Source organism: Mucilaginibacter sp. P5_A6 (assembly GCF_056400585.1).
Genome location: NZ_JBFUKZ010000005.1, coordinates 211,059 through 237,909 on the forward strand (window position 1 = coordinate 211,059; position 26,851 = coordinate 237,909).

Genomic DNA, 26,851 nt, shown 5'->3' on the forward strand with positions numbered 1-26,851 from the left:
TTACAACCATGGACAATTCGCAGGAATTATTAGAGAGAAGAAAAAAATGGGTGCCTAACGCCATTGGGATCTTTAACCCCTCAACAGCGGTAAGTGCCAGCGGGGCTATTATTATTGATGCCAATGGTAACGAAATGATTGATTTTGCCGGCGGTATTGGTGTAGTAAACGCCGGGCATTGCCCCCCTCCGGTTGTAGCTGCCATTGCAGAACAGGCGGCCAAAATGATCCATTGCAGCTTTAACGTGGCCACCTATGATCTTTACCTGCAATTGGCCGAGAAACTGGCTACCCTGTTACCGCATGGTGAAAACACTAAGGTAATGCTCACCAATTCGGGTGCAGAGAGTGTGGAGAACGCTATAAAAATTGCAAGGCAGGCAACCGGTCGCCCGGCAATAATAAGTTACGAGTGTGGTTTCCATGGGCGTACCATGATGGCCATGACACTTACATCAAAAGTGGGCTATAAACTGGGTTGCGGCCCCTTCGCGCCTGAGGTTTACCGAATTCCCTTCCCAGATCATTACCGCTATGGGAATGGTTTAAGCCTTGATGAGTTTTCTGATGTTCACCTGCGCGAGCTGGAAACATTTTTCCATACCAATGTGCCGGCCGAGCAGGTTGCAGGCATCATCATTGAACCTGTGCAAGGCGAAGGTGGTTTCAATGTTGTACCCCCAAAATACCTTCGGGGTTTGCGTGAGGTTTGTGACAAGTATGGCATTATGCTGATACTCGACGAAGTGCAAAGCGGTTTTGGCCGTACCGGAAAATGGGCCGCTTATGAGCATTACGGTGTAACGCCCGATATATCCACCTGGGCAAAATCAATGGGCAGTGGTATGCCAATAGGTTGTGTTATTGGCAAGGCGCATATTATGGATAGCTGTAAACCATCAACCCTTGGCGGCACCTACCCCGGCAACCCGGTTTGCTGTGCAGCTTCACTGGCTACGCTGAAATATATGGAGGAGATAGATATCAATGCGCTTGGTACAAAAGTAGGCGATATTGTACGCAGCCGCTTTAATGACCTCAAATCAAAGTTCAGCGCAATTGGCGATGTACGCGGTCTGGGCGCTATGATGGCATTTGAGCTGGTAAAGGATAATGACCCTTTTAAACCTGACGATGGATTATGCAAAAAGCTAATCGGCTATTGTGCCGATAATGGTTTGATCGTAATCAACGCAGGGGTAAATGGCAATGTGATCAGGATACTGAGTCCGCTGGTTATTGATGAGGCTTTATTAAACAGAGGCCTTGATATTATTGAAAATGGCTTAGCTGAATTATCGGCATAAACTAAATTATAAACCAATTATAAAATTATTATGTCGCTAAAGGCTTACGAAGTTTTAAAACTTCACAAGTCTGTTTACGGCAAGCTTAAACAGATCGACTATGAAACAACAATTCATCAACGGGGAATGGGTAGCTGCGATTGATAAACAGGAGATGGATTTGATCGATCCGGCTACCGAAAATGTAATTGACAGGCTAAGTTCAGGCAATGCCAATGATTGCCGGGCAGCTATTGATGCAGCACATAAAGCTTTTGCATCGTGGAGTAAAACAACACCCTATCAGCGGGCCGAGATCTTAAAAAAAGCCGCTAACTATTTGCGGGAGAACCTGGAGATCATTGCACATGACATGGTAATGGAAAGCGGCAAACCCCTGCCCGAGGCTAAGGGAGAATGGGCTGTTGCAGCAAACCTGTTTGAGTGGTATGCCGAAGAAGCCAAGCGCAGCTATGGCCGCGTTATACCAACCAACCGCCCGGATAAACGCAGTTCGGTAATTTACCAGCCGATGGGGGTTGTAGGTGTTATTACCGCGTGGAATTTCCCGGCCTATAACCCGGCACGGGCCTGGGCTGCAGCTTTAGCGGCCGGCTGCACTGTTGTAGCCAAACCCTCAGAAGAAACTCCCCTGTCGGCTTTTAACATGGTTGATGCTTTGGTAAAAGCCGGGTTACCAAATGGCGTGCTGAATGTGGTTATAGGCGATGCCGCGGCTATAGGGGATGAAATGCTTAACAATCGCCTGCTTAAAAAAATAAGCTTTACGGGCAGCACCCGCGTGGGTAAAATATTAATGGATGGCGCATCGCGTACGCATACCAAACTCTCGCTTGAGCTTGGGGGCAATGCGCCTGTGTTGATATTTGATGATGTAGATGTTGATGGCTTAGCTAAGGTAACAGCAATAGCCCGTTTCCGCAATAACGGGCAGGTTTGTACTTCGCCACAGCGGTTTTATGTACATAAAAATATTTATGAGCAGTTCGCCGAAGCAGTTACAGGCTATGTAAGTAAATTAAAAGTGGGTAACGGATTTGATGAGGGTGTGAATGTAGGCCCCCTCATCACCAAAAAACAACGGGAAAGTGTACTTGACCTGGTAAATAAAACCAAAACAGAAAACGCGGAGATCATGACGGGTGGTATAGTCCCCTCCCATTTGCAACACGGCTATTTTTTACAACCAGCGGTTATTGGCAACCTCAAACAAACATCAGTATTGGCGCAGAAAGAGATCTTCGGACCGGTACTGCCATTGTTTGTTTTTGACGACCTGGATGACGCCATTACCAAGGCCAATGATACCGAGTATGGTCTTGCGTCCTACATATTCACCAATAATTTAAAAACATCCATTTACGCCTCTGAACGATTGGAATTTGGCATAGTGGGGATCAACGAATGGGCGCCTCACGGAACAGAATCACCCTTTGGCGGATGGAAATACAGCGGCCAGGGCCACGAGAGCGGCAGCGAGGGATTGTATGAATACATGGAGAAGAAACTGATAAGTACAGGGGGATTATAAAGACTTACGAAGTTTTAAAAACTTCGTAAGTCTGGATTTCTACAACTTGTCATCACTAAGATAAACGACGAAGCAATCGCGGACCATGCACGACGAACTTACACAAATCGCCGTTGCCGCGCTGCGCTCAAAATAACATCGTGAATTAACAAATAAAATAACAAACTAAACACATGGGTTACGGGGCACTTGCATTAATTCCGCCACTGGTAGTAATTGTACTGGCTATCGCATTAAGGGCATCCTTTGAGGCGTTGCTACTGGGCTGTATTGCCGGCTTTATCATCATTGGCTTTCATGACCACACCAATTTCTTCACCGGTTTTATTGCCAGTTTTTACAAGGTAATGGAGGATGAAAGTACAGTATGGGTGATACTGGTTTGTGGTTTATATGGCTCCCTCATCGGTCTTATGGTTAAAAGCGGGGGTGCCATGAAGTTTGGTGAGGATGCCCTTAAATATATCAAAACAAAAAAGACCGCCTTATTTGGCACATGGGCATTAGGGCTGTTTATTTTCCTGGATGATTATTTAAGCGCGCTTACGGTAGGTGTCACCATGAAAAAGATAACAGATCATTTTAAAATATCGCGGGAGTACCTGGCTTATATCGTTAACACCACATCGGCCCCGTGGTGTGTTATTGTCCCGCTTTCCACATGGACAGTTTTTATTGGGTCGATATTGGAAAAATGCAAGTTTGCAGCCCAGGGGCAGGGTAATCATGTATACTTGTCTGTTATTCCTTATGTGGCTTATGGCTGGGTATCTGTGCTGCTTATCCCACTGGTAATTATAGGGGCAATACCCATAATTGGCCGGATGAAAAATGCCGAATTACTTTCAGCCAACCACATTATAGCCCTGCCGGCAGAACCCGAAGAGATTATCATCCAGTCATCAGGCTTTGAAACCAAAAAAAAGCCGAGTTCTTTATTTTTTATCCTACCACTTGCCGTTACCCTGGTTTGTACTTTTTTAATGAATTACGATGCCCTTAAGGGTATAATGGTTGGTGTTGCGTTCACCTTTGTTTATTATCTCATTATAAAGCTTGGCACCTTTCAGCAATTGAGCGAAACTGTTTTTTCTGGCTTTAATAGCATGATATATGCCCTGGCCCTCGTTATCATGAGCTATGTTTTAAAGGATGTTGGTGATAAAATGGGATTGACAGGTTATGTGATCAATGGCGTAAAACCTTATATCAATAAAGAGCTGTTACCGGTTATTATTTTTGTATCCATATCGCTTATCACTTATTCTACCGGCTCGTCATGGGGAGTTTACGCGGTGGTTATACCTATAGTGATCCCACTGGCACACACTTTGGGTGCAAACGTATTAATGAGCATCGGAGCCGTTGTAAGTACCGGCGTGTTTGGCTCAAATGCCTGCCTTTATAGTGATGCAACCATATTAACATCACAAAGTACCGATGTAAGCAACCTCAAACATTCCTTTTCACAATTACCATACGCGTTGATCGCATTTATGTTTTCATCGCTTATTTATATCGTAATGGGCTATACCATTGCTTAGTTTTTTAAGATTATGATAACAGAAAAACCTGCATATTATAAGTTGATGCCTAACGGCCTGGTTGTTCAAAACACAAGGACCGAGCATGTAGAACAACTGGAGGAGCTTCAAAAAATCATATTCCCCACGCTATCAAGTGAGGAGCATATCAGGGCGGTACATTATTTACGGCACCTGGAAGTTTTTCCTGAGGGGCAGTTTGTAATAACCGATAAGGATCATGTTATAGGCATGACCACCACCATGCGTACCAACTTTGATTTTGCCAACTATGAGCATACGTTTGCCGAAACCATAGCAGGCGGCTGGCTTACCAACCACAACCCAAATGGCGACTGGCTTTACGGACTTGATATGGGTATATTGCCCGCGTACCGCGGCATGGGCCTGGCCAGGATCCTTTACAGGGCCAGGCATGAAATGGCCAAAACGCTGGGCTTAAAAGGACAACTAACCGTAGGTATGATGAGCGGCTATGGCGCGGTAAGCGACCAAATGAGCGGCGAAACCTACTACGAGGAACTGCTCACCGGCAAGCGCAAAGATCCCACACTAACCAAACAAATGAAAATAGGCTTTGAACCCATAGCCCTGATGCCCGAACATGTAAACGACCCTGTATGTGGAAATTACGGGGTATTGATAAAATTAGATATAAGTAAAGAGGTCTGAAACAAATTGGTGAAATCATAAGATAATGAAATATATACAGTTAAAAACCCCATTACCGGGCCCTAAAAGCCAGGAAATATTGGAGAGGAGAAAAAACGCCCTGCCCGCAGGTTTGGCCAAATCAACAGAAGTAGTTGTTGAACGTGCCTCTGGCGCTTTGGTTTGGGATGTGGACGGTAACCAACTGATTGACCTTGCCGGTGGTATAGGCATGATCAATGTAGGCCATAGCAATCAAAAGGTAGTTGATGCGATAAAAAAACAAGTTGATAAATATATTCACACTTGCACACTGGTCACCACCATGGAGCCGTATGTTGAGTTGGCTGAACTGCTAAACGAGATTACACCCGGCGATTTTAAAAAGAAAACCCTCCTGGCCAATTCCGGGTCCGAAGCGGTTGAAAATGCTATCAACGTTGCCAAGTATTATACCAAACGTAATTCGATATTATGTTTTGAGGGCGCTTATCATGGGCGTACCTTGCTAACGCTTAGTTTAACCAGTAAATATTCCCTGTTTAAAAAAGGAATGGGGCCATTTGTATCCGATATATACCGCATCCCAGCCCCCAACCTCTATCGTAAGATACAAGGAATGAGCGACGAGGAATACATCCGGTACTTTATTAAACAATTGGATATTGCGTTTATATCACAAGTGGATCCCGAATCATTAGCTGCCATTATTATTGAGCCAGTGATGGGTGAAGGCGGATTTATACCGATGCCTAAGGCCTACCTGCAAAAGATCCGCGAGGTGTGCGATCAATATGGCATCGTAATGATTGTTGATGAGATTCAATGCGGGGCCGGTCGTACAGGTAAATTCTTCGCTGTTGAGCATTTTGATATAGTGCCAGATGTGGTGGTAAGCGCCAAATCAATAGGTGCAGGCATGCCTATCAGCGCTACCACGGGCAGGGCCGAGATTATGGATGCCCCACATCCGGGCGGGGTTGGCGGTACTTACGGCGGTAGCCCGGTGGCTTGTGTTGCAGCTATTGAAGCTATTAAAATTTTAAAAAGCGAAAGCTTTTTAAACCGTGTTAACGAGGTTGGTGAACTTATGCGCACCACCCTTGAAAGCTGGAAAGAAAAATACCGGATAATTGGTGATGTGCGCGGTTTAGGTGCTATGCAGCTGGTTGAGTTTGTTAAAGATCGCGACAGTAAAGACCCGGATATGGATGTTACATTGGAGATTATCAGGGATGCGGTAAGCCACGGATTGATCATGATCCGCGCGGGTATGTTCAGCAATTGCCTGCGGTTACTGCCGCCCATTGTAATAACTAATGAGCAATTAACAGAGGCGCTGAGCGTTTTGGAAGAAGCAATTCAACGAGCAGATATCAAAAGAAAATAAATGGGCATAAACGATAGTGGATCTGCAGGATTCCCTTATTTTCAAAATGGGTTTGGTAGCTTGTTGATTCATAATGCCAGTATTCTTTCTTTTCATAATGGATTTGACAATAGTGCTTCCGATGCTATTGTGATTGAAGGCAACCGCATTAAGGCTGTCGGACGGTGCGATGAATTGCAGTCCTTCATTCAACCCGGCACACAGGTAATTGATGCGTTGGGTAAAACACTGATGCCGGGTTTAAACGACAGCCACATCCATCTGTGGAAGGTTGGCAACCTTAAAACCTTTATGCTGGATGTCCGTGGCGCCCAAAGCCTCCACCATATGCTGCAAATGCTGGAAGATTACGCCCGCGAATACCCCAACGCAGCGTGGATAACCGCCAGAGGGTTCAATGAAGCTGCATGGCATAGCGGGCAAATCCCTACTAAGGCCGATTTAGATAAAGTGATAAAAGACCGACCGGTTTATGTGATCCGTACCTGCGCGCATATTGCTGTTTGCAATTCAAAAGCCCTGGAGGTTTGTAATATTACTTCGAACACGATAGTACCCGATGGAGGTGTTATTTATATAGGCGACGATGGCAAGCCCAACGGTATATTCTCTGAAACAGCGCTGGGCTTAATCACCAAAAACATCCCTCCTTACACAAAAGACGAGTTAAAGTTAATGGTACTTTCTGCACGGGAGGAGCTCTATAAATACGGCATTACCGCGGCAACAGACCCGGCGGTTGACCCACTGCTGCTTGAAGCATATTACGAAATGTACCAACAGGATCAGTTAGGTTTCAGGCTGAATGCTATCCCTATACTTCTTCCTGATGGCGGCGATGCCCCCTATCCTGTTCCTGACTATTTCGGCACGGACAATTTTAACGTGAATACGGTTAAATTCTTTTCTGATGGGGGCTTAAGCGGTAAAACAGCAGCACTAAAAAGGCATTATAAAAACTCGTCCGATCAGGGGGTATTGCGGCTGAAACGTGATCAGTATACATCATTATCAATACAAGCCTTACAAAAAGGACTGGCCATAGCTACACATGCCATTGGCGATGCTGCCATTGAATTTGTAATTGATGTTTATAAAAATCTTCATCATCAGTTCCCAGCTATGGTTAACAGAATTGAACACCTGGGTTTACCCGAGGAAAAGCACTTGCTGGATATGCAGCAATATAATATAGCTACCTCCATGCAAACCATTTTTATAAGCGAGTTGGGTAAAAACTTTATCAAATACCTTGATGATGATTATCTTAACCAATGCTATCCTGTAAAATCGGTTTTAAAACACAATATTTTACTGGCCTTATCATCAGATGCGCCGGTGGTAAAAGAGCTTAACCCTTTTAAAGGCATGCAGGCTGCTGTTACCCGTACAGATAATGAAGGGAACGTAATAGCCGCACATGAAGGCATTAGCATGGCATCGGCGCTTAAGGCTTATACATATAGTGCAGCCGAGATCGGTAAAACGCTACAAATAGGCTCATTAGAAAAGGGCAACCTGGCAGATTTTATTATCACAGATAAAAACCCATTAAAAATATCTCCGAACGAGCTAAGCATCCTCAATGTTGAGCAAACGTTTATTGATGGCAAATGCGTTTATAAGAAACAATTGTAGGTAATTATAGGTCGATTGCCCGTTTTGGACGGTTAAGCGTGTTATTGTGGTTATTTCACAACAGTAACCTCAATTCCTTTTTCCTGTAATATTTTCAGCATGCCGGCGCTTATTCCACTATCGGTAATTATATGCTGAACCTGGTCTAAAGGGCAAATTTTTCCTAAGCCACGTTTTCCAAATTTTGTACTATCGGCCAGTACAACTACCGTTTGCGCTGTATCAATCATTTTTTGATTTAACCTGGCCTCCATTAAATTAGTGGTTGTTAAGCCAATCTCGGGGTCTATTCCATCAACACCTAAAAAAAGCATGCTGCATGCCATATCCTGTAACATCGCCTCGGGGTATGCCCCTGTTACGGACGATGATGAAGTGCGCAGTTGCCCGCCCAATTGAACTACTTCTACATTGGGATGCTGCGATAACTCGAGCGCTACATTCAGGGCTGATGTGATTACCGTGAGATGTTTGCCCGGATTAATTGACCGTGCAAGAGCCAGCATAGTAGTACCTGATGCAATAATAATAGAATCATTATGCCCTATTAACTCAGCTGCTGCTATCCCTATCTGCTGTTTTTCTGGTGCGTTTAGTTTTTCCTTTTCGGCTACAGGCCTGTCATTGGCATATGGGTTGCTTTTTGTAGCACCGCCGTGCGTTCTGAATAATAATTTTTTATCCTCCAAAAGCTTCAGGTCCTTCCGGATGGTAACTTCAGAAACATTTAATTCCTTACCCAACTCCTGTACGTTTACAAAGCCATCATCATCCAGTTTCTGTAGGATGATCTTATGCCTGTCGGTATTTTTATTCATAACAACCAAAATTAAGTAAAAAACCGATACAGGGTAAACTGAAACAAAAAATAAGTTTCGATTTATTTCGTTTACATTTCATTATTGTACATTTACAATGTAAACGAAATACAAAATAACAAAATGAGTATTTTCAAAAGGGATTCAATTTTGCAATCCATAAAAGATAAGGATAAGGATAAGATTTGGGACATACTTATAATTGGTGGCGGTGCAACCGGCCTTGGCGCTGCGGTTGATGCAGCTTCAAGAGGCTTATCTACCTTACTATTTGAACAAGCCGACTTTGCCAAAGGAACATCAAGCCGGGCAACCAAACTGGTACATGGCGGTGTGCGCTACCTTGCCCAAGGCGATATAGGCTTAGTACGTGAGGCCCTGCATGAACGTGGCTTACTGTTAAAGAACGCCCCGCACCTGGTAAAAAACGAAAGTTTTATCATCCCTAACTACAGTTGGTTTGATGGGATATTTTACACCATTGGTTTAACAATATATGATCTGCTGGCAGGCAAGCTGGGTTTTGGCAGGGCAAAGCATATCTCAAAAAAAGAAACGATAAAAAGGCTGCCCGGAATTGAAGATAAAGGACTATATGGAGGCGTGGTATACCATGATGGCCAGTTTGATGATTCAAGGCTGGCTATCAACCTGGCGCAAACAGCTTTGGAGCAAGGTGCTACCGTTTTAAATTATTTCAAGGTTACCGGGCTGATAAAAGATAGCAACAATAAAATCATGGGCGTTAAGGCTACTGAGGCAGAGACGGGCGTTACTTACCAACTAAAAGCCAAAACCGTTATCAATGCAACCGGAGTTTTCGTTGATGATGTGCTTAAAATGGATGTGCCCGATAAAAAGCCCCTGGTAAGGCCAAGCCAGGGGGTACACCTTGTTTTGGATAGATCGTTTATGCCCGGTGACGATGCGATCATGATCCCCAAGACCGAAGATGGCCGGGTCCTTTTTGTTGTTCCATGGCATAATAAGCTGTTGGTTGGCACTACTGATACTCCTATTGACAAACATAGCCTGGAGCCGGTAGCCCTTGAAGCCGAAATTGATTTTATTATGCGTACTGTTGCCAAATACCTAAAAAAAGCACCCACCCGTAAGGATGTTTTAAGTGTTTTTGCCGGGTTGAGGCCATTAGCTGCCCCACAGGACGATTCATCAAAAACAAAAGAGATATCGCGCAGCCATAAACTCATTGTTTCTAAATCAGGGCTGATCACTATAACCGGCGGTAAATGGACTACCTATCGAAAAATGGGCGAGGATACAATCGACAAAGCGATAGAAGTAGGTAAATTAAAAAACAAGGTTTGCCATACTGCGGGTTTGCCGATACATGGCAGCAGGCCAAACCCCGACAGGAGTAATCATCTGTACGTCTATGGCGCTGATATTGAAAAGGTATTAGCCCTGGCAAACGAGCATACCGACTGGAAAAACCGGGTTCACCCGGATGATGATTATACTAAAGGCGAGGTGATCTGGTCGATTCGGCACGAGATGGCGCGTACCGTTGAAGATATACTGGCCCGCCGTACCCGCGTATTATTTTTAAATGCCCGTTTAGCAATAGCCATGGCCCCGGAGGTAGCACGCCTTATGGCCGGGGAATTAAATAAAGATATTGAATGGCAGGCAGAACAGGTAAGCGCCTTTAATAAAGTGGCCAGAAACTATATATTAGCATAACCAATAAACCAATAATTATAAAAACCGGAATATGGAAGAGTACATCTTAGCCCTCGACCAGGGGACAACAAGTTCAAGGGCGATAATATTTGATCATGCGGGGCAAATCAAATCGCTTTCGCAAAAAGAATTTAAACAATATTTCCCTAAACCTGGCTGGGTTGAACATGATCCGAACGAAATCTGGTCGAGCCAGGCGGGCGTTGCAGCCGAAGCTACTGTTAAGGCCGGGCTCAATGGTAAAAACATTAAAGCTATAGGCATCACCAACCAGCGCGAAACCACTATTGTTTGGAACCGTGAAACCGGTGAAGCTATTTATAACGCCATAGTTTGGCAAGACAGGCGTACCGCTGCTTATTGCGATAAATTAAAACAGGACGGGCATAGCGATATGATCCGCTCAAAAACCGGCCTGGTAATAGATGCCTATTTTTCGGGCTCCAAAATTAAATGGATCCTGGATAATGTAGAAGGCGCACGGGCACAGGCAGAAGCCGGCAAACTGGCTTTTGGTACTGTTGATAGCTGGTTGGTATGGAAATTTACCCGCGGTACGGTGCATGTAACCGATGTGACCAATGCAAGCCGTACCATGTTATTTAATATCCGTACCCAGCAATGGGACGACGAGTTACTGCAACTGCTTAATATACCCAAAAGCATGCTGCCCGAAGTGAAACAATCCAGCGAGATCTATGGTGAAACTACTACCACCATATTTGCCAGCAAAATCCCCATTGCCGGTATAGCAGGCGATCAGCATGCTGCGCTTTTTGGGCAGATGTGTATTGATAAGGCCATGGTTAAAAACACTTACGGAACAGGCTGCTTTATGCTAATGAATATTGGCAATGAATTTATTGAATCAAAAAATAACCTGCTAACCACCATTGCCTGGAAAATTAACGGCGAAATCCAATACGCTTTTGAAGGCAGTATATTTATTGGCGGGGCCGTAGTACAATGGCTCAGGGACGGACTTGGCATCATCAAAACCTCGGCTGATGTTGAACAATTGGCCATGGGCGTTAAGGATACAGGCGGCGTATTTTTTGTACCAGCCTTTGCAGGGTTAGGAGCCCCCTATTGGGATCCTGAAGCCCGGGGCACCATAGTTGGCCTAACACGGGGCACTACAGCCGGGCATTTGGCCCGGGCGGCGCTGGCATCTATAGCATATCAAACAATGGATGTATTGAATGCTATGGAAGCTGATGCAGGCATGCAAATAAAAGAATTGCGCGTGGATGGCGGCGCTACCGCAAATGATTTGCTGATGCAGTTTCAGGCTGATGTTTTAAATTGTAAGGTTATAAGACCAAGCATTGTAGAAACAACCGCTTTAGGTGCCGCATACCTTGCCGGTTTAGCGGTAGGTTTTTGGAAAGACATAGCCGAGATACAGCAGCTATGGCAATCTGAAAAGGAATTTATCCCCGGGGATAACCTGCAGGATATTAAAACAGATATTGAAGGCTGGAAAAGAGCAATCCATACTGCCCGGTGCTGGTCTGATAGTCAGCAACCTGTTCAGGTGATCTAAGCTAAAAGCAGAAGGCAGAAAGCAAAAAGCAAAAGCTAAGTCCCTGTATCAATTGTGATAGATTGCCGTATGTGAAATTATTTAATATAATTAGTCAAACCTATAAATTCCATTATCATGTCTCCATTTATTGCCGAGCTGATTGGCACCATGTTACTTATACTTTTAGGCGATGGCGTGGTAGCCAACGTAGTATTGAAAGACACCAAGGGAAATAACAGCGGCTGGATAGTAATCACTACAGCCTGGGGCCTGGCTGTGTTTGTAGGCGTTGTAGTGGCGGGCCCTTATAGCGGCGCGCACCTTAATCCTGCTGTTACAATAGCATTGGCAATAGCAGGTAAATTTCCATGGGCCAATGTTCCGCTCTACATCGCAGCGCAATTTTTAGGCGCTATGATAGGTTCATTCCTGGTATGGGCTATGTATTATGATCATTTTAAACGCACCAATGAACCCGCTTTAATATTGGCTGTTTTTTGCACCGGCCCGGCAGTACGCAACTATATATCAAACATTACAAGCGAAATTATCGGCGCTTTTGTACTGTTGTTTACTATATTTTACATTTCGGGGGCCGAGATAACACCAACAAAAATGCCCGTTGGCCTTGGCTCCGTTGGCGCTATACCGGTAGCTCTTTTGGTTTGGGTAATAGGTTTATCGCTGGGCGGCACAACCGGGTACGCCATTAATCCCTGCCGCGACCTGGGGCCGCGTTTCATGCATATGATATTGCCTATCAAAAACAAAGGCACCAGCGACTGGACTTATGCGTGGATCCCGGTTTTGGGGCCAATTGCAGGTGCAGCTATGGCCGCGGGTTTATACCTGCTTATTAAGTAAACCCTTCACCCAATTCAGACACTGGCCTCCGGTCGTCATCAGGCGCGGTATAACAACATTATTGTTATTATACCGCGTTTTTTTGTTCAAAAAAGCAGTATTTAAACTATGCTTTTGTCAATTTAAAATGATAGCGTTGAGACACCCTTCGAAACACCTTTCGTATACCTTAGGAGCACTTTACCGGCCCCTGCCACGTACCTTTTAACACCTTACCACGACCCATTAATCAAGATATAATTTACTAATAATCAGTACATTAGTTAGATAATGTTAGATTCAAGCCATGCTTTTTTTGTGAACAGACAGGCAGATGATCCCGGCAAAATAAAACAATGGCGGTTACACACAAATTTACAAAAAATGCAACGAATTTCCAATTAAAGTACCATCTCCCATTCGAAATACATCGGCATACAAAGTGAAGCAAATGACTACAGACGAATAACTACTGACCAAATCACTCGCTCCTTAAACTTTTCACCGGATTTGCCATGGCTGCTTTTATGGCCTGGAAACTTACAGTTAGCAGGGTTATTAAAATGACGGATGCACCTGCAATGAAAAATACGCCGGGGCCAATATCAATACGGTATACAAAACCTTGCAGCCACTTATTCATTCCCCACCAGGCCAGCGGAAAAGCTATAACTACGGCAATACATACCAGCCTCAGGAAATCCCTGGTAAGCATAAGCGTGATGCTGTTAACAGACGCGCCAATTACTTTACGTACACCTATTTCTTTTTGTCGTTTTTGTGCAGTAAATGCAACCAGCCCAAACAAGCCCAGGCATGAAATAAGTATTGCAAGGAAGGAGAAATATTTGGTTAAAGTTGAAACCCTTACCTCGGTTTCATATTGTTTTTGATATGCCTGATCCAAAAAACTATAAGTAAATGGAAAACCCGGATTATAGGATTCATAAAGGCGCTGTATTTGCGCAATGGTTTCTTTTTGCTGTGCGCCTTTAATCCTGATCATCATTTTATAATAAGGGCTGGCGCCCTGGGCAAGCAGTATGAATGAAGGCCTTACCGTTTCATGTAATGATTCGAAGTGAAAATCTTTTACTATCCCGATAACCTGGAAGTTATTACCTAATATTTTAACATTTTTACCAACAGGGTTTTGCAAATGCATTGCATTTACAGCCGTTTGGTTTAATATAACCTTGTTGCCTTCGGCTCCATAGTTTTTTGAAAAAGCCCGGCCGGCAGCCATTTTCATAGCCATGGTTTCTATAAAATTAAACCCGCCAAAAAAGCCTTCAAAATAAACATCCCGGTTAGCCTCTTTACCATCCCAGCTAAGGCCGGCTGTGCCGTAATTACGCCCTACTATATTATGCTGTGTAAAACTGGCATTTACAACGCCGGGGATGTTCTTCAGTTCGGCAGCAAATGTTTCCTCATTACCTGCAAGTTTCCCCTCCGAATCAAACCTGATCATGTTATCCTTATTGTAACCAGGTGTAGTATTTTGAATAAACTCAATCTGTTTATAAACTACCAGTACCGCTACAATCAGCATAACCGAAAGCGTAAATTGAAAAACCACAAGTCCCTTACGTGCAATGAGCTCCCCAAAAGAAGAGTTGAGCTTGCCTTTCAGGATTGCTAAAGGATTAAACTTCGACAGGTATAAAGCCGGGTAACTCCCGGAAATCAGGCCCGTAAATAGCGTAATGCCAATTAAGATCATGATAAGCCGGAAGTCGAAATTTAATTGGATCTCCTTCCCTGTTAATAGATTAAACTGTGGTAGTAATGACCAGGCAATTATAATTGCAAGTATCATTGTAAATACCGCCATCAGTAATGATTCTGACAGAAACTGGATGATCAACTGGCTGCGTGCCGCGCCAACAACTTTCTTGATCCCCACCTCCTTCATCCGGCCCGAAGCTTTAGCTGTTGAAAGGTTCATAAAATTGATACAGGCTATCAGGAGTATAAATATAGCTATAAGGGAAAACAGCCTTACATATTCTTCCCTGCCGCCTACCCTTGCCCCATGATTAAAAGTATTATGCAGGTAATTTTCTGAAAACCGCATGGCAAAAGCTGTTCTTGTGGTGTCGCCGCTGTTTTTTGTTACCAGGTTGCTGATTTTTTTATTGAATGCTTCAATATTGGTACCTTTTTTCAGCATCACAAAATTGTGCGGACCACCATTATTCCAGGTTTTAACCCAGCCCTGCACATCTGCCAGGTAATCAAAAGATAATACAAAATCAAATTGCTGTGAAGAATGTGCGGGCAGTTTCTCAAATACACCCGAAACAGCAAAATCCTTGTCGTGCTGAAATTTTATAAGCTTACCTATTGCATTATCTACGCTACCAAAAAGTTTTTTTGCAAGCTCATCAGAAATAACTACATTATTTTTAGCTGCAAGTACTTTCCCGCGTTCGCCCCGGATCATCTTAAATGAAAAAATATTAAAATAATCTTTGCCTGCATACTGCCCTGTAGCTTTAATATTTTTTTCTCCGGCTGTAAGGGTAAATTTTTGCCACCAATCTGCAGGAGCAACTGCTGCGGCATATACAACGTCCTCGGGAACCTGGACCTTTAAAACCTCGCTAACAAGCCCCGATGACTCGTCGGTAAGCTGCTGACTTCCGCTTTTTCGGTTTTCCATAATCTGGTAAACCTGGTTGTCGTGTTCAAAAAACTTATCATAGCTTAGTTCATCATGCACCCATAAATAAATTAATAAAGTACAGGCTAACCCGGCCGAGAGGCCCAGCATATTAAGAAAAGTAAACTGTTTATCCTTCCTGAGGTTGCGCAAAGCGATCTTTAAGTAATTCTTTATCATGGCTTTAGGTGTAAGTAATTACAATATTACACGTCAGGAGTAAAAACCATGCCTTATTTATAAATATTTGATTATTAATAAATTAAACCCATTTTCTTATTTCTTACTGTATCGAAAACGAACAGCTTTCGTTCGTTTTTATTGTATTACACTTTGTTAAAAATTTGCTTTAGGCAACCATTACAAATATTGGGCGTATTATATGGTATAACGCGCAGTGTCACTTTATATGATCACCAAAATCCGTTCAAAACTTTACAGGGAAGCCAAATACCTAAGCAGGGATATTGGTTATGCCTTTGGTTTTTATGAGCAATTTTTAAAAAATGCAAGGGGTAGCCGCATCATGATCTATCATGGCATTTGCATGCACGATCATACCCGTTTCAATCCTATATTTTTAACGAAACAGGTTTTTGAAGCGCACCTGGTATTGTATAAAAAGCACTGTAATGTTGTTTCGCTTGATGATTATTACGCGCAAAATTTCAGCAAGGATAAGTTTAATATCTGTATCACTTTTGATGATGGCTTTGCCAATAACTACAAATATGCCTTACCATTATTGGAGAAATACCAGTTACCTGCCACTTTTTTTATAACAGGCATTCGTGATGCCGGCTATGATATTTTGTGGAACGATTTTTTAGGGATTGTAAGCAAATATGGCCCCGAATCCATTATCTACAAAGACGAGCAGTACCATAAAGGACAATACGATAAATATATCTCGGCAGCAAACGGCATCAGTCTTGTAGAACAACTAAGATCCGCAGGATTTACCGAAAAGGCAGAAATGATGGACGCGCTATACCCGATGGTTCCATTTAAAAACAACCTTGCCGAAAGAGATTACTGGCTGCAGATGACTGCAGACGAAATCAGAAAATTAGCAGCATCGCCATTGGTTAATATTGGTGCCCATGGCTACTACCATAACGACCTTGCCCGGATTAGCGCCAAAGACGTAGCATGGGAATTAACAGCATCAAAAAACTTCCTCGAAAAACTGATCCAAAAGCCGGTAAATAGCCTGGCATACCCTTACGGTACTTATAACCAGCCGGCAATTGAAGTTGCAAAAGAAACCGGATACACTCAGTTGCTCCTGATGGATTTTCAATCACCGGAAGATCAGCATGACCATACCCTGCGCGAACGTTTTACGGTAAACCCGTTTATAACGCCAATTAACCAGATGCATGCAACCATAACCCGCAGGTATGAGCAACACTGACCCAAGCGGCGACTACAGCATACACAGGCTAAGCACCGCTAACCTGCGCGATTTAGCAAAGTTGCATACCGCCGTTTATAACAGGGTACCGTTACCCGGTTATTTTGAACGCAAATACAATACGGCCTATACCAATGTTGAGCATACGGGCTTTATAGCATATAATAATCAAAAGTTACCCATAGCTTTTTATGGCGTAATACCGTGCTTTATGCAATGTAATGGCGAACAGGTATTAACTGCACAATCTGCCGATACCATGACCCATCCGGATTACAGGAATAGGGGTTTGTTTGTTGAATTAGCCAGCCGCACTTTCAAGCTATGCAGCCAGGCTGGCATTAAACTCCTTTTTGGTTTTCCTAATCAAAACTCATTACCCGGTTTTATTAATAAGCTTGGCTGGCAAATGGCCGAGCGGATGGATCGCTTTGTTATCCCCGTAAAAACCTTACCTGCCGAAAAACTTGCTATAAAATTCCCTTCGCTGAAAAAACTATATTCCTGGTACACCAACCGGGTACTTAAAAAGTACCTTACGCCCCTGCCCGGAATTTCCAGCTCCGCTTTAACCACCGGGTACGATGGACTGTTACGTAACCAGGGTTACCTACAAAATAAAACATACTCGGCCACCCGGGTAATATCAATTAATGGGACCGATATTTGGATTAAAATAAATAATGGCTTACTGATAGGTGATATATTGGTAACTGCAGAAAAATTTATCCTGGTTGTTGACCAACTGGTAAACATTGCCCGCAAACTGGGTTTAAGCCAGGTTCAGTTTCATACAAGCAGGGGTACGCCAACCCATCGGCTATTTGCCCTTCATTATAAGGCGGGTGATTCGTTCCCGGTTATATTTAAGGACCTGGGCAGCGGGGTACCTACAGGTAGGATAAAGTTTACGTTTGCTGATATTGATATTTTTTAAACGGTTACCCTCTTCATAAAATCGTTCGATAAACATGGAGCGTTTTTATTTTACCGACATAATCCCTGCTTTTACCGATAATTTTTAATATTTTGTAGAAATTTATTTCTTCCTGGTTATCAAATACTTATTTTTGAGTACCAATACAATCAAACCTATGAACATTTTATCAGGAACAATCGCACAAAACGCCGATGACAGCATCAATACAACAACTATTTTTGGCGGAATAAAAAGAACTGTACTTTCAAAAGATTTTAAGGGTGGCAATGTCAGAAATGTTTTTGGCGATACAGAGCTGGATTTTACCAATGCCGGCCTTACCGGGACAGCTCTCCTTAATATTTCACAGGCATTTGGCCAGGTAACGATAGCTATACCTGCTGATTGGCGGATTGTGACAGATATTACGCACATCGCTTCGGAAATGGATGATGACAGGAGTTATTTAGCCCGGACAAGACAATCAGATAAAATACTGGTGCTTAAAGGACTTTCTGTTTTTGCCGCTGTTGATATTGTGCATAAACTGGATGAATAAGGTACTTGCTAAATAAGCCTCGTTATAAAACTACAACGCTATAAATTCAATAAAGAGCTATATCCCGACATGGGTTTTCTTTCCTAAAAGTTAACCTGGACTTTCTGCTGTGGGATATCCAAAATATCTCTTAAAACTTCCTCGTTCTGTAACAATTATTCTACCTGCAACCTGTTTAGCCTCAACCTCCCTGCTTTTCCATAAATTAGGTTCATGAAAAACTTTAACACAAATTTTAACCTGAATATGTGGCACAAGGCAAGGCCATTTATTTTAAGTGCAATGCTCTGCAGCTGCCTTGCCAATGCGCAATCAACAAATCCTGTTATTAATAATATCATGACCGAGGAAACCAACAACTCGCAGCTGAAAAAACTGGCGCATGAGCTTTTTGATGGTATTGGGCCAAGGCTGGTAGGCACACCGCAAATGAAACAGGCTAACGACTGGGCAGTAACCAAATATAAAAGCTGGGATATCCCGGCTCATAACGAAAAATGGGGCGAGTGGCGTGGCTGGGAACGCGGTATCTCACATATAGATATGGTTTCGCCGCGTGTAAAATCATTAGAAGGCACTCAACTGGCCTGGAGCCCGGGTATGGGCAAAAAAACAGTTACCGCCGAAGTAATTATTCTGCCTGATGTGGCCGATTCCCTTGCTTTTCAGCAATGGCTGCCCAATGTTAAGGGTAAATTTGTGATGATCTCTATGTGTCAGCCAACCGGCAGAACCGATTATAACTGGACGGAATTTGCCACAAAGGAATCGTTCGATAAAATGAAAGCCTCGCGTACCGCGCAAACAGATGCCTGGAAAAAACGTATCAGCAAAACCGGCTTTACCAACAAAACACTACCTGTTGCGCTCGAAAACGCTGGCGCTGCCGGCATCATCACCAATAATTGGTCGGCAGGTTTTGGGGTTGACAAGATCTTTGGCGCTTATACTAAAATAGTACCAACAGTTGACATAGCGCTGGAAGATTACGGCATGCTTTACCGCTTAAGTGAATCGGGCGGTAAGCCGAAGATCAGTATGCATACCGAATCAAAAGAACTTGGCGTGGTGCCAACTTTTAACACCATTGCCGAAATAAAAGGCACCGAAAAACCTGATGAATACGTAATGCTGAGCGCCCACTTTGATTCATGGGATGGTGGTACCGGCGCCACCGATAACGGTACAGGAACTTTAACCATGATGGAGGCCATGCGTTTACTTAAGAAGTACTATCCACACCCAAAACGCACCATATTAGTTGGGCACTGGGGCAGCGAGGAAGAAGGACTGAACGGTTCGCGCGCCTTTGTTGAAGATCACCCGGAGATAGTAAAAAACCTGCAGGCCCTGTTTAACCAGGATAATGGTACAGGCCGCGTAGTTAACCTGGGCGGACAAGGTTTTGTGGAAGCAAAAGATTATTTAGGCCGATGGCTCGCCGCTGTGCCCGATACGCTTAAAAACCGCATCAAAACAAATTTCCCTGGCCAGCCGGGTGGCGGCGGGTCCGATTTTGCCTCATTTGTGGCCGTTGGCGCACCGGGCTTTTCGTTAAGCTCGCTTAACTGGTCGTACGGCTCATATACCTGGCATACCAACCGCGATACTTATGACAAGGTTGTATTTGACGACCTGAAGAATAATGCCATGCTGGCCGCAATAATGGCTTATATGGCCAGCGAAGATCCGGCTAAAACAACAAACACCAAAACCGAGGGTATTAAATGGCCGGTGCAAACCAAGGCTACCCGGCGGGGAGGTTTGGATTAAGTCAACAGTACTATGTCATAAGTTGTAAGCCGGATTTGTTCTTTTTTGACTTCGAACTTAAGACTATTGACTAACGGCCAACGTCAATTCAATGTTGACACGGCACTACATATTTATGAGAGCCTTTCAGCGTTTGCTGAAGGGCTTTTTTATTTATGAATGTGCGTATTTAAACAAAACATTTCTTGTTTCTGGCGCTTATTAGTACATAAACCAATATCAAAAGTTATGAAACACGCATTTATTTTCGGGACTACCATATTCCTGAGCACACAGCGCACCCTTAGGGTGAATGATGGTGATAACAGCACCGAGTTTTTAAGAGTTTTATCATTTTATAATGAGAAAAAAAACCATGAGAACCTGGCGCTAAATATCGATGCGAATATTTCAACAATGGATGGCCATGCTTTAAACATCGCGAGTAACAGCGTTGCCGACAGAACAGACATCCGCTTAGAGATCAGTAAATTCCGAATTAAAGTATATCAAACCGGTCATCACGAACCTGTGCTGGATGTTTACCAGCTTGATGAACATGAGTATCCCGGCTTATCCAGTCATATCCTTAACGAAATACATGCCCAGCTGCCAGATAAGGTGTTAACTATTAAAGGTAATTTTAAAGTTGGCAATACTCATTTCTTTATCGAGAACGAGAAAATGTTTGTTGATAACAACGGCTACGCCAATGGAGTGGTGAATGCCCATCATGGTATTATACTATCGGCCGCTTATCAGGATTTAATGCGCTAAATTATAAAGCTAAAAGCAGAATACACAAAGCCTAAGGTAAATGCATTCTGCTTTTGGCTCTTACATAACTGAATAGTTTTGATACGCGACAATGGAGTTTTATACAGTGGAAACTACTATATGATTTTTTCCAAAACTATATAGTTACCTTTTTCTCCAAATTCAGTAAAGCCCAGCTTTTTACATGCATTTAAAGCTGTTTTATTGTTCGCTTTTATTTCGGTAAGGCATCTGTTAAATCCTTTGCGCATCAAATCAACCAGGCAAAAATCAAGTAACCTCCTTCCATATCCCATTTTCCGCATCGACGGTGAAACTACCGCCATTGATAAAAAAGCGAGCTTGTTTTCATAATCATTTGCATAATAGGCTAAAAACGCAAGTAAAACGTCGTTTTCCATTACAGAGATTATGCATCCCTTTTCAATGATTTTATCGATATAAGCATTTAAATCATCAAGTTCATACGTTCCGCTGCCATCATTGATCAGCGGATACATCATATCATAAATTTTTGATTTCATTTTTAAATTGGGCTTTAAACACAATTTATACTTATTTTTTTGTTCGATAAAGAAAAACAAGCGAATGCACACAAATTGTAAAGTTTGTACTGTTTTTAAAAAGTACATTTTACAGGTTTGGAACAGAAAGTCGAAGAAGGTATGTAAAAATAGATAAATAGATCGTCATTGCGAGGTACGAAGCAATCCCCGACTTACAGCTACCGTGTGTACACTTCTTTAAGATTCTATCGATACTTAAAAAACGATTGTCATACGAGCGAACCAGGGAGGGAATTGAGCACTGGAGTGAGGAGAAATCTTCTGCACCCTGCTCTAAAGCATGCATGGCTGACTGTCTGTCGCATAAGATTTCTCTTTCGCGCCCCCATCTTTCCCCCTTTCGCTCAATCGAAATGACATTTTCTTTAATTAAAAAGATGTGTACACACGGTAGGACTTACAGAATAGCTTTTCAAATCCGATCTGTGTAGTTTGGGATTGCTTCGTACCTCGCAATGACGGTTGGAGATATGTTCTGATAGCACAAAAAACTTACGAAGTAAACGGCGAAGCCCTCAACGAGGCCAAAAAAAAATATTATCGAGTTAAACTTCGTAAGTTTAGTCTTGCTGGCATCGATTTACTTCAATTCCTTCACCTTTATACTTCTGAAAAACACTTCATTTCCATGATCCTGCAATAACAAATGTCCTTGCGGGGCCTCGCCAAAGTTTTTCCAGATGGTATATTTGCTCATGGCTACCAGGTCTTTGAAGGCTTTTGAGCCGCGTTCGTATTCCAGCACCTTAACACCATTCAGGTAATGTTCTACATGGTTATTTGGGTATACAATCACCCTGCCGGTATTCCAGGCGCCTATCGGGTGAACAAAACGATCTTTCTTGTTGGCCTTTATCAAGTCATATAATGAAGCTAAAGTTCTGTCGCCATCACGGCCGAGTTTGGCATCGGGGTGTAACTTATCATCCAGCACCTGGTACTCCAAACCAATGGCCGAACCGCTTGTAACTTCGCTCAGGGTAACAAAATACTTTACCCCGCTGTTAGCACCAGGTGTCAGTTTAAAATCAAACGACAGGTCGAAAGCGTTGAAATTATCATTGGTAACAACATCACCACCGCCCGATTCTTCTTTACCGCTCGATGGCAGCACATGCATTGTTCCGTTGGCCACTTCCCAGCCATGATCAGGAAAGGTTTTAAGGGTTGCGCCATGCCAGCCTGTGTTGGTTTTACCATCATACAGTAACTTCCAGCCGGCAGCTTTTTCTGCAGGTGTAATGCTGTTGGGCTGCAGGTTTACCACGTACACATTTTTAGGGAACGGTTTTGATTTTAAATTGGTGGTTTGCAGGTTAAAATTTTTGAAGTACACTTTTTTGCCTGCCTGTTTTTCGTCACTAACGGCGTGTACCTGCAAGGCTATAAATCCTTTTGCATCAATGGTATCCACCACATCGGCAGTAGCAATACCGTTTACCCAGGTTTTCATTTCGTTACCAATACACTCTATACGAATATGGTTATACGCTCCTACTTTAAAGGCGTCTTTTGCCGCGGCATTTAAATCTAAGGGATAAAGCCAGTCGCGGCGGCCCTCATCATATATACCACCTGTCCACTTACGGTCGGATGGATCAATCTCAAGCTGCCGGCCATAAACCAAGCCCTTACCATCATGACCGGCAGGGTTGTAGTGACTGCGGGTTTGTACGCCCGAGTTACTTAAGTTGCTTTCAATTTTGGCATCAAGCTCCAATATAAAATTGCCGTATTCCTTTTCGGTAACTAAAAATGTGTTGCCGGAGTTTAAAACAGTAGTGCCTACTATGGCTCCATCCTCTACCTTATAATCGGCAGTACCGGCCAAGCGTTTCCAGCCTTTCAGGGTTTTACCATCAAATATTTTGGTTTGAGCCTGGGATAGTGTGGCCGCACTTAGTAAAATTACTATTGGATAAATGTATTTTTTCATGTTATGATATAGTAGATGTTTTATGCAATTGACAACTTGTAAATTTTAAGACTTACACTTTCACTTCCCAACCCTTTTCGTACTCCCTGCTCCAAAGCTTTTGAGCCTCCGGATCATTAAGGATATGGCCATTCCCGGGGTTGATGTGCAGCACCCGGTCTACCCGGTAGGATATATTTCCTAACTGCGGCAGCAGGGTTGATTTAAAACCTATCTCTATAGGGCAATTCAGCGGGGCTACTCCCCTAACCCCATCAATAAAGTTTTTAAAGTGGAAACCATCCAGCGCTTCGGTAGGGCTTACTTTGTTGGTTCCATCAACTTTGGTATCGTCTGTAATGTCTTTTATAAGCTTGTTATCGCCATCATAAACCTGGTAGCCATTGCCGCTGCCATAAAACAGTGTTCCTTTATCGCCGTAAAACACTACCCCACGGCTCAACTGCTCAATATTAAAGCCGTTGCTGCTGCGGCTCTCCCATTCGGCGGCGGTATTGTTGGGAAAGTTGTACAGGATATTTTGCGTATCGGGTGTTTGCCAGTCGTCGTTAAAATGAAACCGGCCGCCTGTTGAAACTACTTTATTGGGATAATCAACACCCAACCCCCAACGGATCACGTCAAGCTCATGGGTGCCATTGTTTAGCGCCTCGCCGGTTCCCCAGTTCCAAAACCAGTGCCAGTTATAGTGAATCAGGTTATCCTGGTATGGCTTCCGTGGTGCCGGGCCCTGCCACAAATCATAATTCAAATTAGTCGGCACAGGCACCTGTTTGCCATGGCCAATGCTTAGCCTGTGATTAGTGTACCATCCTTTTGCATAATAAGCACGACCGATAACGCCATCATGCAGTTCTTTAACCATGGCCTGCACATTTGAAAATGAGCGTCGCTGACTCCCCATCTGCACCAAACGATTGTACTTTTTTGCTGCTTCAACAGCCATTTCGCCTTCATGAGGGTTATGGCTGCAGGGCTTCTCTACGTATACATGTTTACCTGCCTGGCAAGCCATGATGGTTGCCGGGGCGTGCCAATGATCGGGTGGGGCTATAACAACCGCATCGATATCTTTTATCTCCAGCATTTTGCGGATATCGGTAATACCTTTGGGCTTTTTACCTGTTATTTTATAAATCTCGTTGACGGTTTTATCAACCACATTTGAATCTACATCGCAAATATACCCTACCTCTACATTGGGTATCTTAGCATAGCTTTGGGCCAGGTAAAGGCCGCGACTATTGGTGCCCATCATACCTAAAACAACTTTTTCATTAGGCGATCCTTTAAAAAATGAAGCTGCTTTTGATACCTGGGATGCAAGCAGGAAACTGGTTCCGGCAAGTGACGTAGTTTGAATGAACTGCCTGCGGTTGAGCATGGATAAAATGGCTAATTGGTTTATAACACATTGCCCGGTGGGCAGCGTTGGCAAATTAGCTAAGTTTTGTAAAGGCTCGAAAAAAACAGTCGCTTTTTTTTAAAAGCAATTGTAATTTAACTGTTACTTTAATTTCCACAAGCCTGTAAATAGCCAGAGGTTGTTTTGAAAAAGATAAGGTTTAGGTTTTGCGGCAAACATTAACATTAACCGTTTGCCATGTAAAAGTAGGCAACAAGGTATGTTTTGGAATTAGTATTTATACGGGATTTGAGGCGTTTTTATACGTGTTTTTACGTAATTAAAGCGAGGGTATACCAAACTCCATAACCAATGGGGATGAAACCCATGGTTATGGTGTTTAAATTTATACTGTTATTAGTATTGTATTGGCGGAGGAATGAGTTTAGGATTTTGGCGTTGGTGCCAATATGGATATATTGGCGGCAAATCGCTGGCGGCATCGAGCTTTTTAACCTGGTCGGCAGTTAAGTTCCAGCCAATGGCGTCAAGGTTTTGTTTTAGCTGCTCCTCGTTACGTGCGCCTATAATAATGTTGGCAACGGTTGGCCTTTGCAATAACCAGTTAATTGAAATCTGCGCTACAGATTTACCTGTTTCTTCGGCAACTTCGTCCAAGGCATCAACAATGTTGTATAGGCGATCAAAGTTGGTTGCGGGGCCATGAGCGCCGCCTTGTACTGTTCTTGAATCTGCAGGGATGGGCTGCCCTCTCCTGAATTTACCACTCACCTTGCCGGAAGCCAATGGGCTCCAAACTATGGTACTCACATTTTGATCGATGGCTAAAGGCATCAGTTCCCATTCAAACTCGCGGTCTAATAGCGAATAATAAGCCTGGTTGGCCACATACCTGCTCCAGCCATAACGCTCAGATACCGATAACGATTTCATAAGGTGCCAGCCCGAAAAGTTTGAACAAGCTATATAACGCACCTTGCCGCTTGTTACCAGGTCGTCAAGCGCGCGCAGAGTTTCTTCAACCGGGGTTGTGGCGTCAAAGCTATGCATGTGGTAAATATCTATATGGTCGGTTTGTAAACGTTTCAGGCTATCTTCTGCCTGTTTTACCAAATGCAGGCGCGATGAACCATAATCGTTAGCACCATCACCCATAGGAAGCGTAGCCTTTGTGCTGATGAGCACTTCGTTACGCAAACCTTCCAATGCCTTGCCCAGTATTTCTTCAGCTATCCCCCTTGAGTATATATTCGCGGTATCAAAAAAGTTCACACCTGCATCAAGGCATATACTAATCAGCTTTTTGGCCTCATCAACCTGCGTATTGCCCCAGGCTTTGAAAAATTCGTTGCCACCGCCAAAAGTGGCAGTGCCGAAACTTAAAACGGGCACTCTTAAACCCGATGCTCCTAATTGTCTGTATTCCATAGTGTAGTTTATTTAAGCAGAAGGCTTAAAGCGAAAGGCTTTAAGCTTTTGCTATGTATACAAAGCTAAAATTTATGTTTGCGAAGAGCGGGTTTTATGCATCATCATTTTGTCATTTGTAATTTAGTCAGGTAGCCGCAACAAGGAAAAACGCCAGCCGTCTTAACTCTTGATTCTTGACTCCTGATTCTATCCCAATCCAATCAGGAACACTTCTAAATAGCAAATAGGCTATATAAAGGCTCTCCCATTAGTTAACTTTGCGCCAAAATTTTAACGTATGGCAACAACTAAACTTACTATTAATAACAACGGATCTGTAAAAATTGAGGGCGATTTTGAAATTGTAGATATGCAGGGCGAAAACTACGGTTTACAAGGCAGAACTGTGGTTTCTGTTTGCCGTTGTGGCCTGTCGGCAAATAAACCGTTTTGTGATGGTTCGCACAAAGGTCATTTTGAGCATAATGCAATCGCATTTGATCTGCCTCCTAAAAAAGTTTAATAAC

General features: G+C 43.4%; 21 protein-coding genes. 15 read left to right on the forward strand and 6 right to left on the reverse strand.

The genetic code is table 11. The annotated features are described in order from the left end of the window. Positions 1-8: 8 nt before the first annotated feature. The 6 genes from AC1DO4_RS07505 (at position 9) to AC1DO4_RS07530 (ending at position 8,061) form a co-directional block, all read left to right on the forward strand. Complete coding sequence (locus AC1DO4_RS07505) at positions 9-1,307, forward strand: aspartate aminotransferase family protein (RefSeq protein ID WP_477414417.1); 1,299 nt, start codon at positions 9-11, stop codon at positions 1,305-1,307. 100 nt (positions 1,308-1,407) lie between these two features. After that, positions 1,408-2,838: an NAD-dependent succinate-semialdehyde dehydrogenase gene (locus AC1DO4_RS07510; RefSeq protein WP_477414419.1), complete on the forward strand. Its 1,431-nt coding sequence runs from the start codon at positions 1,408-1,410 to the stop codon at positions 2,836-2,838. Between the two features lie 173 nt (positions 2,839-3,011). Beyond that, the gene (locus AC1DO4_RS07515) at positions 3,012-4,382 is read left to right on the forward strand and encodes a Na+/H+ antiporter NhaC family protein (protein WP_477414421.1); all 1,371 of its coding nucleotides are present in this window, start codon (positions 3,012-3,014) and stop codon (positions 4,380-4,382) included. Between the two features lie 12 nt (positions 4,383-4,394). After that, entirely contained in the window at positions 4,395-5,054 is a 660-nt protein-coding gene (locus AC1DO4_RS07520) for a GNAT family N-acetyltransferase (protein WP_477414423.1), read from the forward strand. A 25-nt stretch (positions 5,055-5,079) separates the two neighbouring features. Next, positions 5,080-6,423 (forward strand): aspartate aminotransferase family protein, encoded by a 1,344-nt coding sequence (locus AC1DO4_RS07525; protein WP_477414425.1) that lies wholly within the window; start codon positions 5,080-5,082, stop codon positions 6,421-6,423. Further along, complete coding sequence (locus AC1DO4_RS07530; RefSeq protein ID WP_477414427.1) at positions 6,424-8,061, forward strand: amidohydrolase; 1,638 nt, start codon at positions 6,424-6,426, stop codon at positions 8,059-8,061. Between the two features lie 50 nt (positions 8,062-8,111). Here the strand turns inward: AC1DO4_RS07530 and AC1DO4_RS07535 are convergent, their stop codons facing one another. Then, complete coding sequence (locus tag AC1DO4_RS07535; RefSeq protein WP_477414429.1) at positions 8,112-8,879, reverse strand: DeoR/GlpR family DNA-binding transcription regulator; 768 nt, start codon at positions 8,877-8,879, stop codon at positions 8,112-8,114. A gap of 123 nt (positions 8,880-9,002) precedes the next feature. Between AC1DO4_RS07535 and AC1DO4_RS07540 the strand changes: the two genes are divergently transcribed. From AC1DO4_RS07540 to AC1DO4_RS07550, 3 genes are all read left to right on the forward strand, one after another. Further along, positions 9,003-10,583: a glycerol-3-phosphate dehydrogenase/oxidase gene (locus tag AC1DO4_RS07540; protein ID WP_477414431.1), complete on the forward strand. Its 1,581-nt coding sequence runs from the start codon at positions 9,003-9,005 to the stop codon at positions 10,581-10,583. Positions 10,584-10,614: 31 nt separating this feature from the next. Beyond that, positions 10,615-12,129, forward strand: a complete 1,515-nt coding sequence (glpK, locus tag AC1DO4_RS07545) for a glycerol kinase GlpK (protein ID WP_477414433.1) — start codon at positions 10,615-10,617, stop codon at positions 12,127-12,129. 117 nt (positions 12,130-12,246) lie between these two features. Further along, positions 12,247-12,975, forward strand: coding sequence for an MIP/aquaporin family protein (locus AC1DO4_RS07550; RefSeq protein WP_477414435.1), 729 nt, complete (start codon positions 12,247-12,249; stop codon positions 12,973-12,975). Positions 12,976-13,435: 460 nt separating this feature from the next. On the opposite strand, the gene AC1DO4_RS07555 is transcribed toward AC1DO4_RS07550, so the two are convergent. Further along, positions 13,436-15,802: an ABC transporter permease gene (locus AC1DO4_RS07555; protein ID WP_477414437.1), complete on the reverse strand. Its 2,367-nt coding sequence runs from the start codon at positions 15,800-15,802 to the stop codon at positions 13,436-13,438. 229 nt (positions 15,803-16,031) lie between these two features. Here AC1DO4_RS07555 and AC1DO4_RS07560 point away from each other — a divergent pair, with 229 nt between their 5' ends. From AC1DO4_RS07560 to AC1DO4_RS07580, 5 genes are all read left to right on the forward strand, one after another. Next, a complete protein-coding gene (locus tag AC1DO4_RS07560; protein ID WP_477414439.1) occupies positions 16,032-17,039 on the forward strand; it encodes a polysaccharide deacetylase family protein in 1,008 nt (335 codons plus the stop codon). After that, entirely contained in the window at positions 17,026-17,976 is a 951-nt protein-coding gene (locus AC1DO4_RS07565) for a GNAT family N-acetyltransferase (RefSeq protein ID WP_477414441.1), read from the forward strand. The genes AC1DO4_RS07560 and AC1DO4_RS07565 overlap by 14 nt, the downstream gene beginning before the upstream one ends. A 157-nt stretch (positions 17,977-18,133) precedes the next feature. Continuing rightward, positions 18,134-18,517, forward strand: a complete 384-nt coding sequence (locus AC1DO4_RS07570; protein ID WP_477414443.1) for a LiaF domain-containing protein — start codon at positions 18,134-18,136, stop codon at positions 18,515-18,517. A gap of 213 nt (positions 18,518-18,730) precedes the next feature. Further along, positions 18,731-20,290, forward strand: a complete 1,560-nt coding sequence (locus tag AC1DO4_RS07575) for a M20/M25/M40 family metallo-hydrolase (RefSeq protein ID WP_477414445.1) — start codon at positions 18,731-18,733, stop codon at positions 20,288-20,290. Between the two features lie 228 nt (positions 20,291-20,518). Next, positions 20,519-21,046, forward strand: a complete 528-nt coding sequence (locus AC1DO4_RS07580; protein WP_477405499.1) for a hypothetical protein — start codon at positions 20,519-20,521, stop codon at positions 21,044-21,046. 116 nt (positions 21,047-21,162) lie between these two features. On the opposite strand, the gene AC1DO4_RS07585 is transcribed toward AC1DO4_RS07580, so the two are convergent. The 4 genes from AC1DO4_RS07585 to AC1DO4_RS07600 all read right to left on the reverse strand — a co-directional run bounded on the left by AC1DO4_RS07585 (position 21,163) and on the right by AC1DO4_RS07600 (position 26,342). Then, complete coding sequence (locus AC1DO4_RS07585) at positions 21,163-21,570, reverse strand: GNAT family N-acetyltransferase (protein ID WP_477414447.1); 408 nt, start codon at positions 21,568-21,570, stop codon at positions 21,163-21,165. 622 nt (positions 21,571-22,192) lie between these two features. Next, the gene (locus AC1DO4_RS07590) at positions 22,193-23,548 is read right to left on the reverse strand and encodes a 3-keto-disaccharide hydrolase (protein ID WP_477414449.1); all 1,356 of its coding nucleotides are present in this window, start codon (positions 23,546-23,548) and stop codon (positions 22,193-22,195) included. Between the two features lie 52 nt (positions 23,549-23,600). After that, positions 23,601-24,986, reverse strand: coding sequence for a Gfo/Idh/MocA family protein (locus AC1DO4_RS07595; RefSeq protein ID WP_477414451.1), 1,386 nt, complete (start codon positions 24,984-24,986; stop codon positions 23,601-23,603). Between the two features lie 324 nt (positions 24,987-25,310). Then, positions 25,311-26,342 carry an aldo/keto reductase gene (locus AC1DO4_RS07600; protein ID WP_477414453.1) on the reverse strand — a complete coding sequence of 344 codons (1,032 nt, stop codon included), beginning with the start codon at positions 26,340-26,342 and terminating at the stop codon, positions 25,311-25,313. A 280-nt stretch (positions 26,343-26,622) separates the two neighbouring features. Between AC1DO4_RS07600 and AC1DO4_RS07605 the strand changes: the two genes are divergently transcribed. Further along, positions 26,623-26,847 carry a CDGSH iron-sulfur domain-containing protein gene (locus AC1DO4_RS07605; RefSeq protein ID WP_477405487.1) on the forward strand — a complete coding sequence of 75 codons (225 nt, stop codon included), beginning with the start codon at positions 26,623-26,625 and terminating at the stop codon, positions 26,845-26,847. The last annotated feature ends 4 nt before the right edge of the window (positions 26,848-26,851 follow it).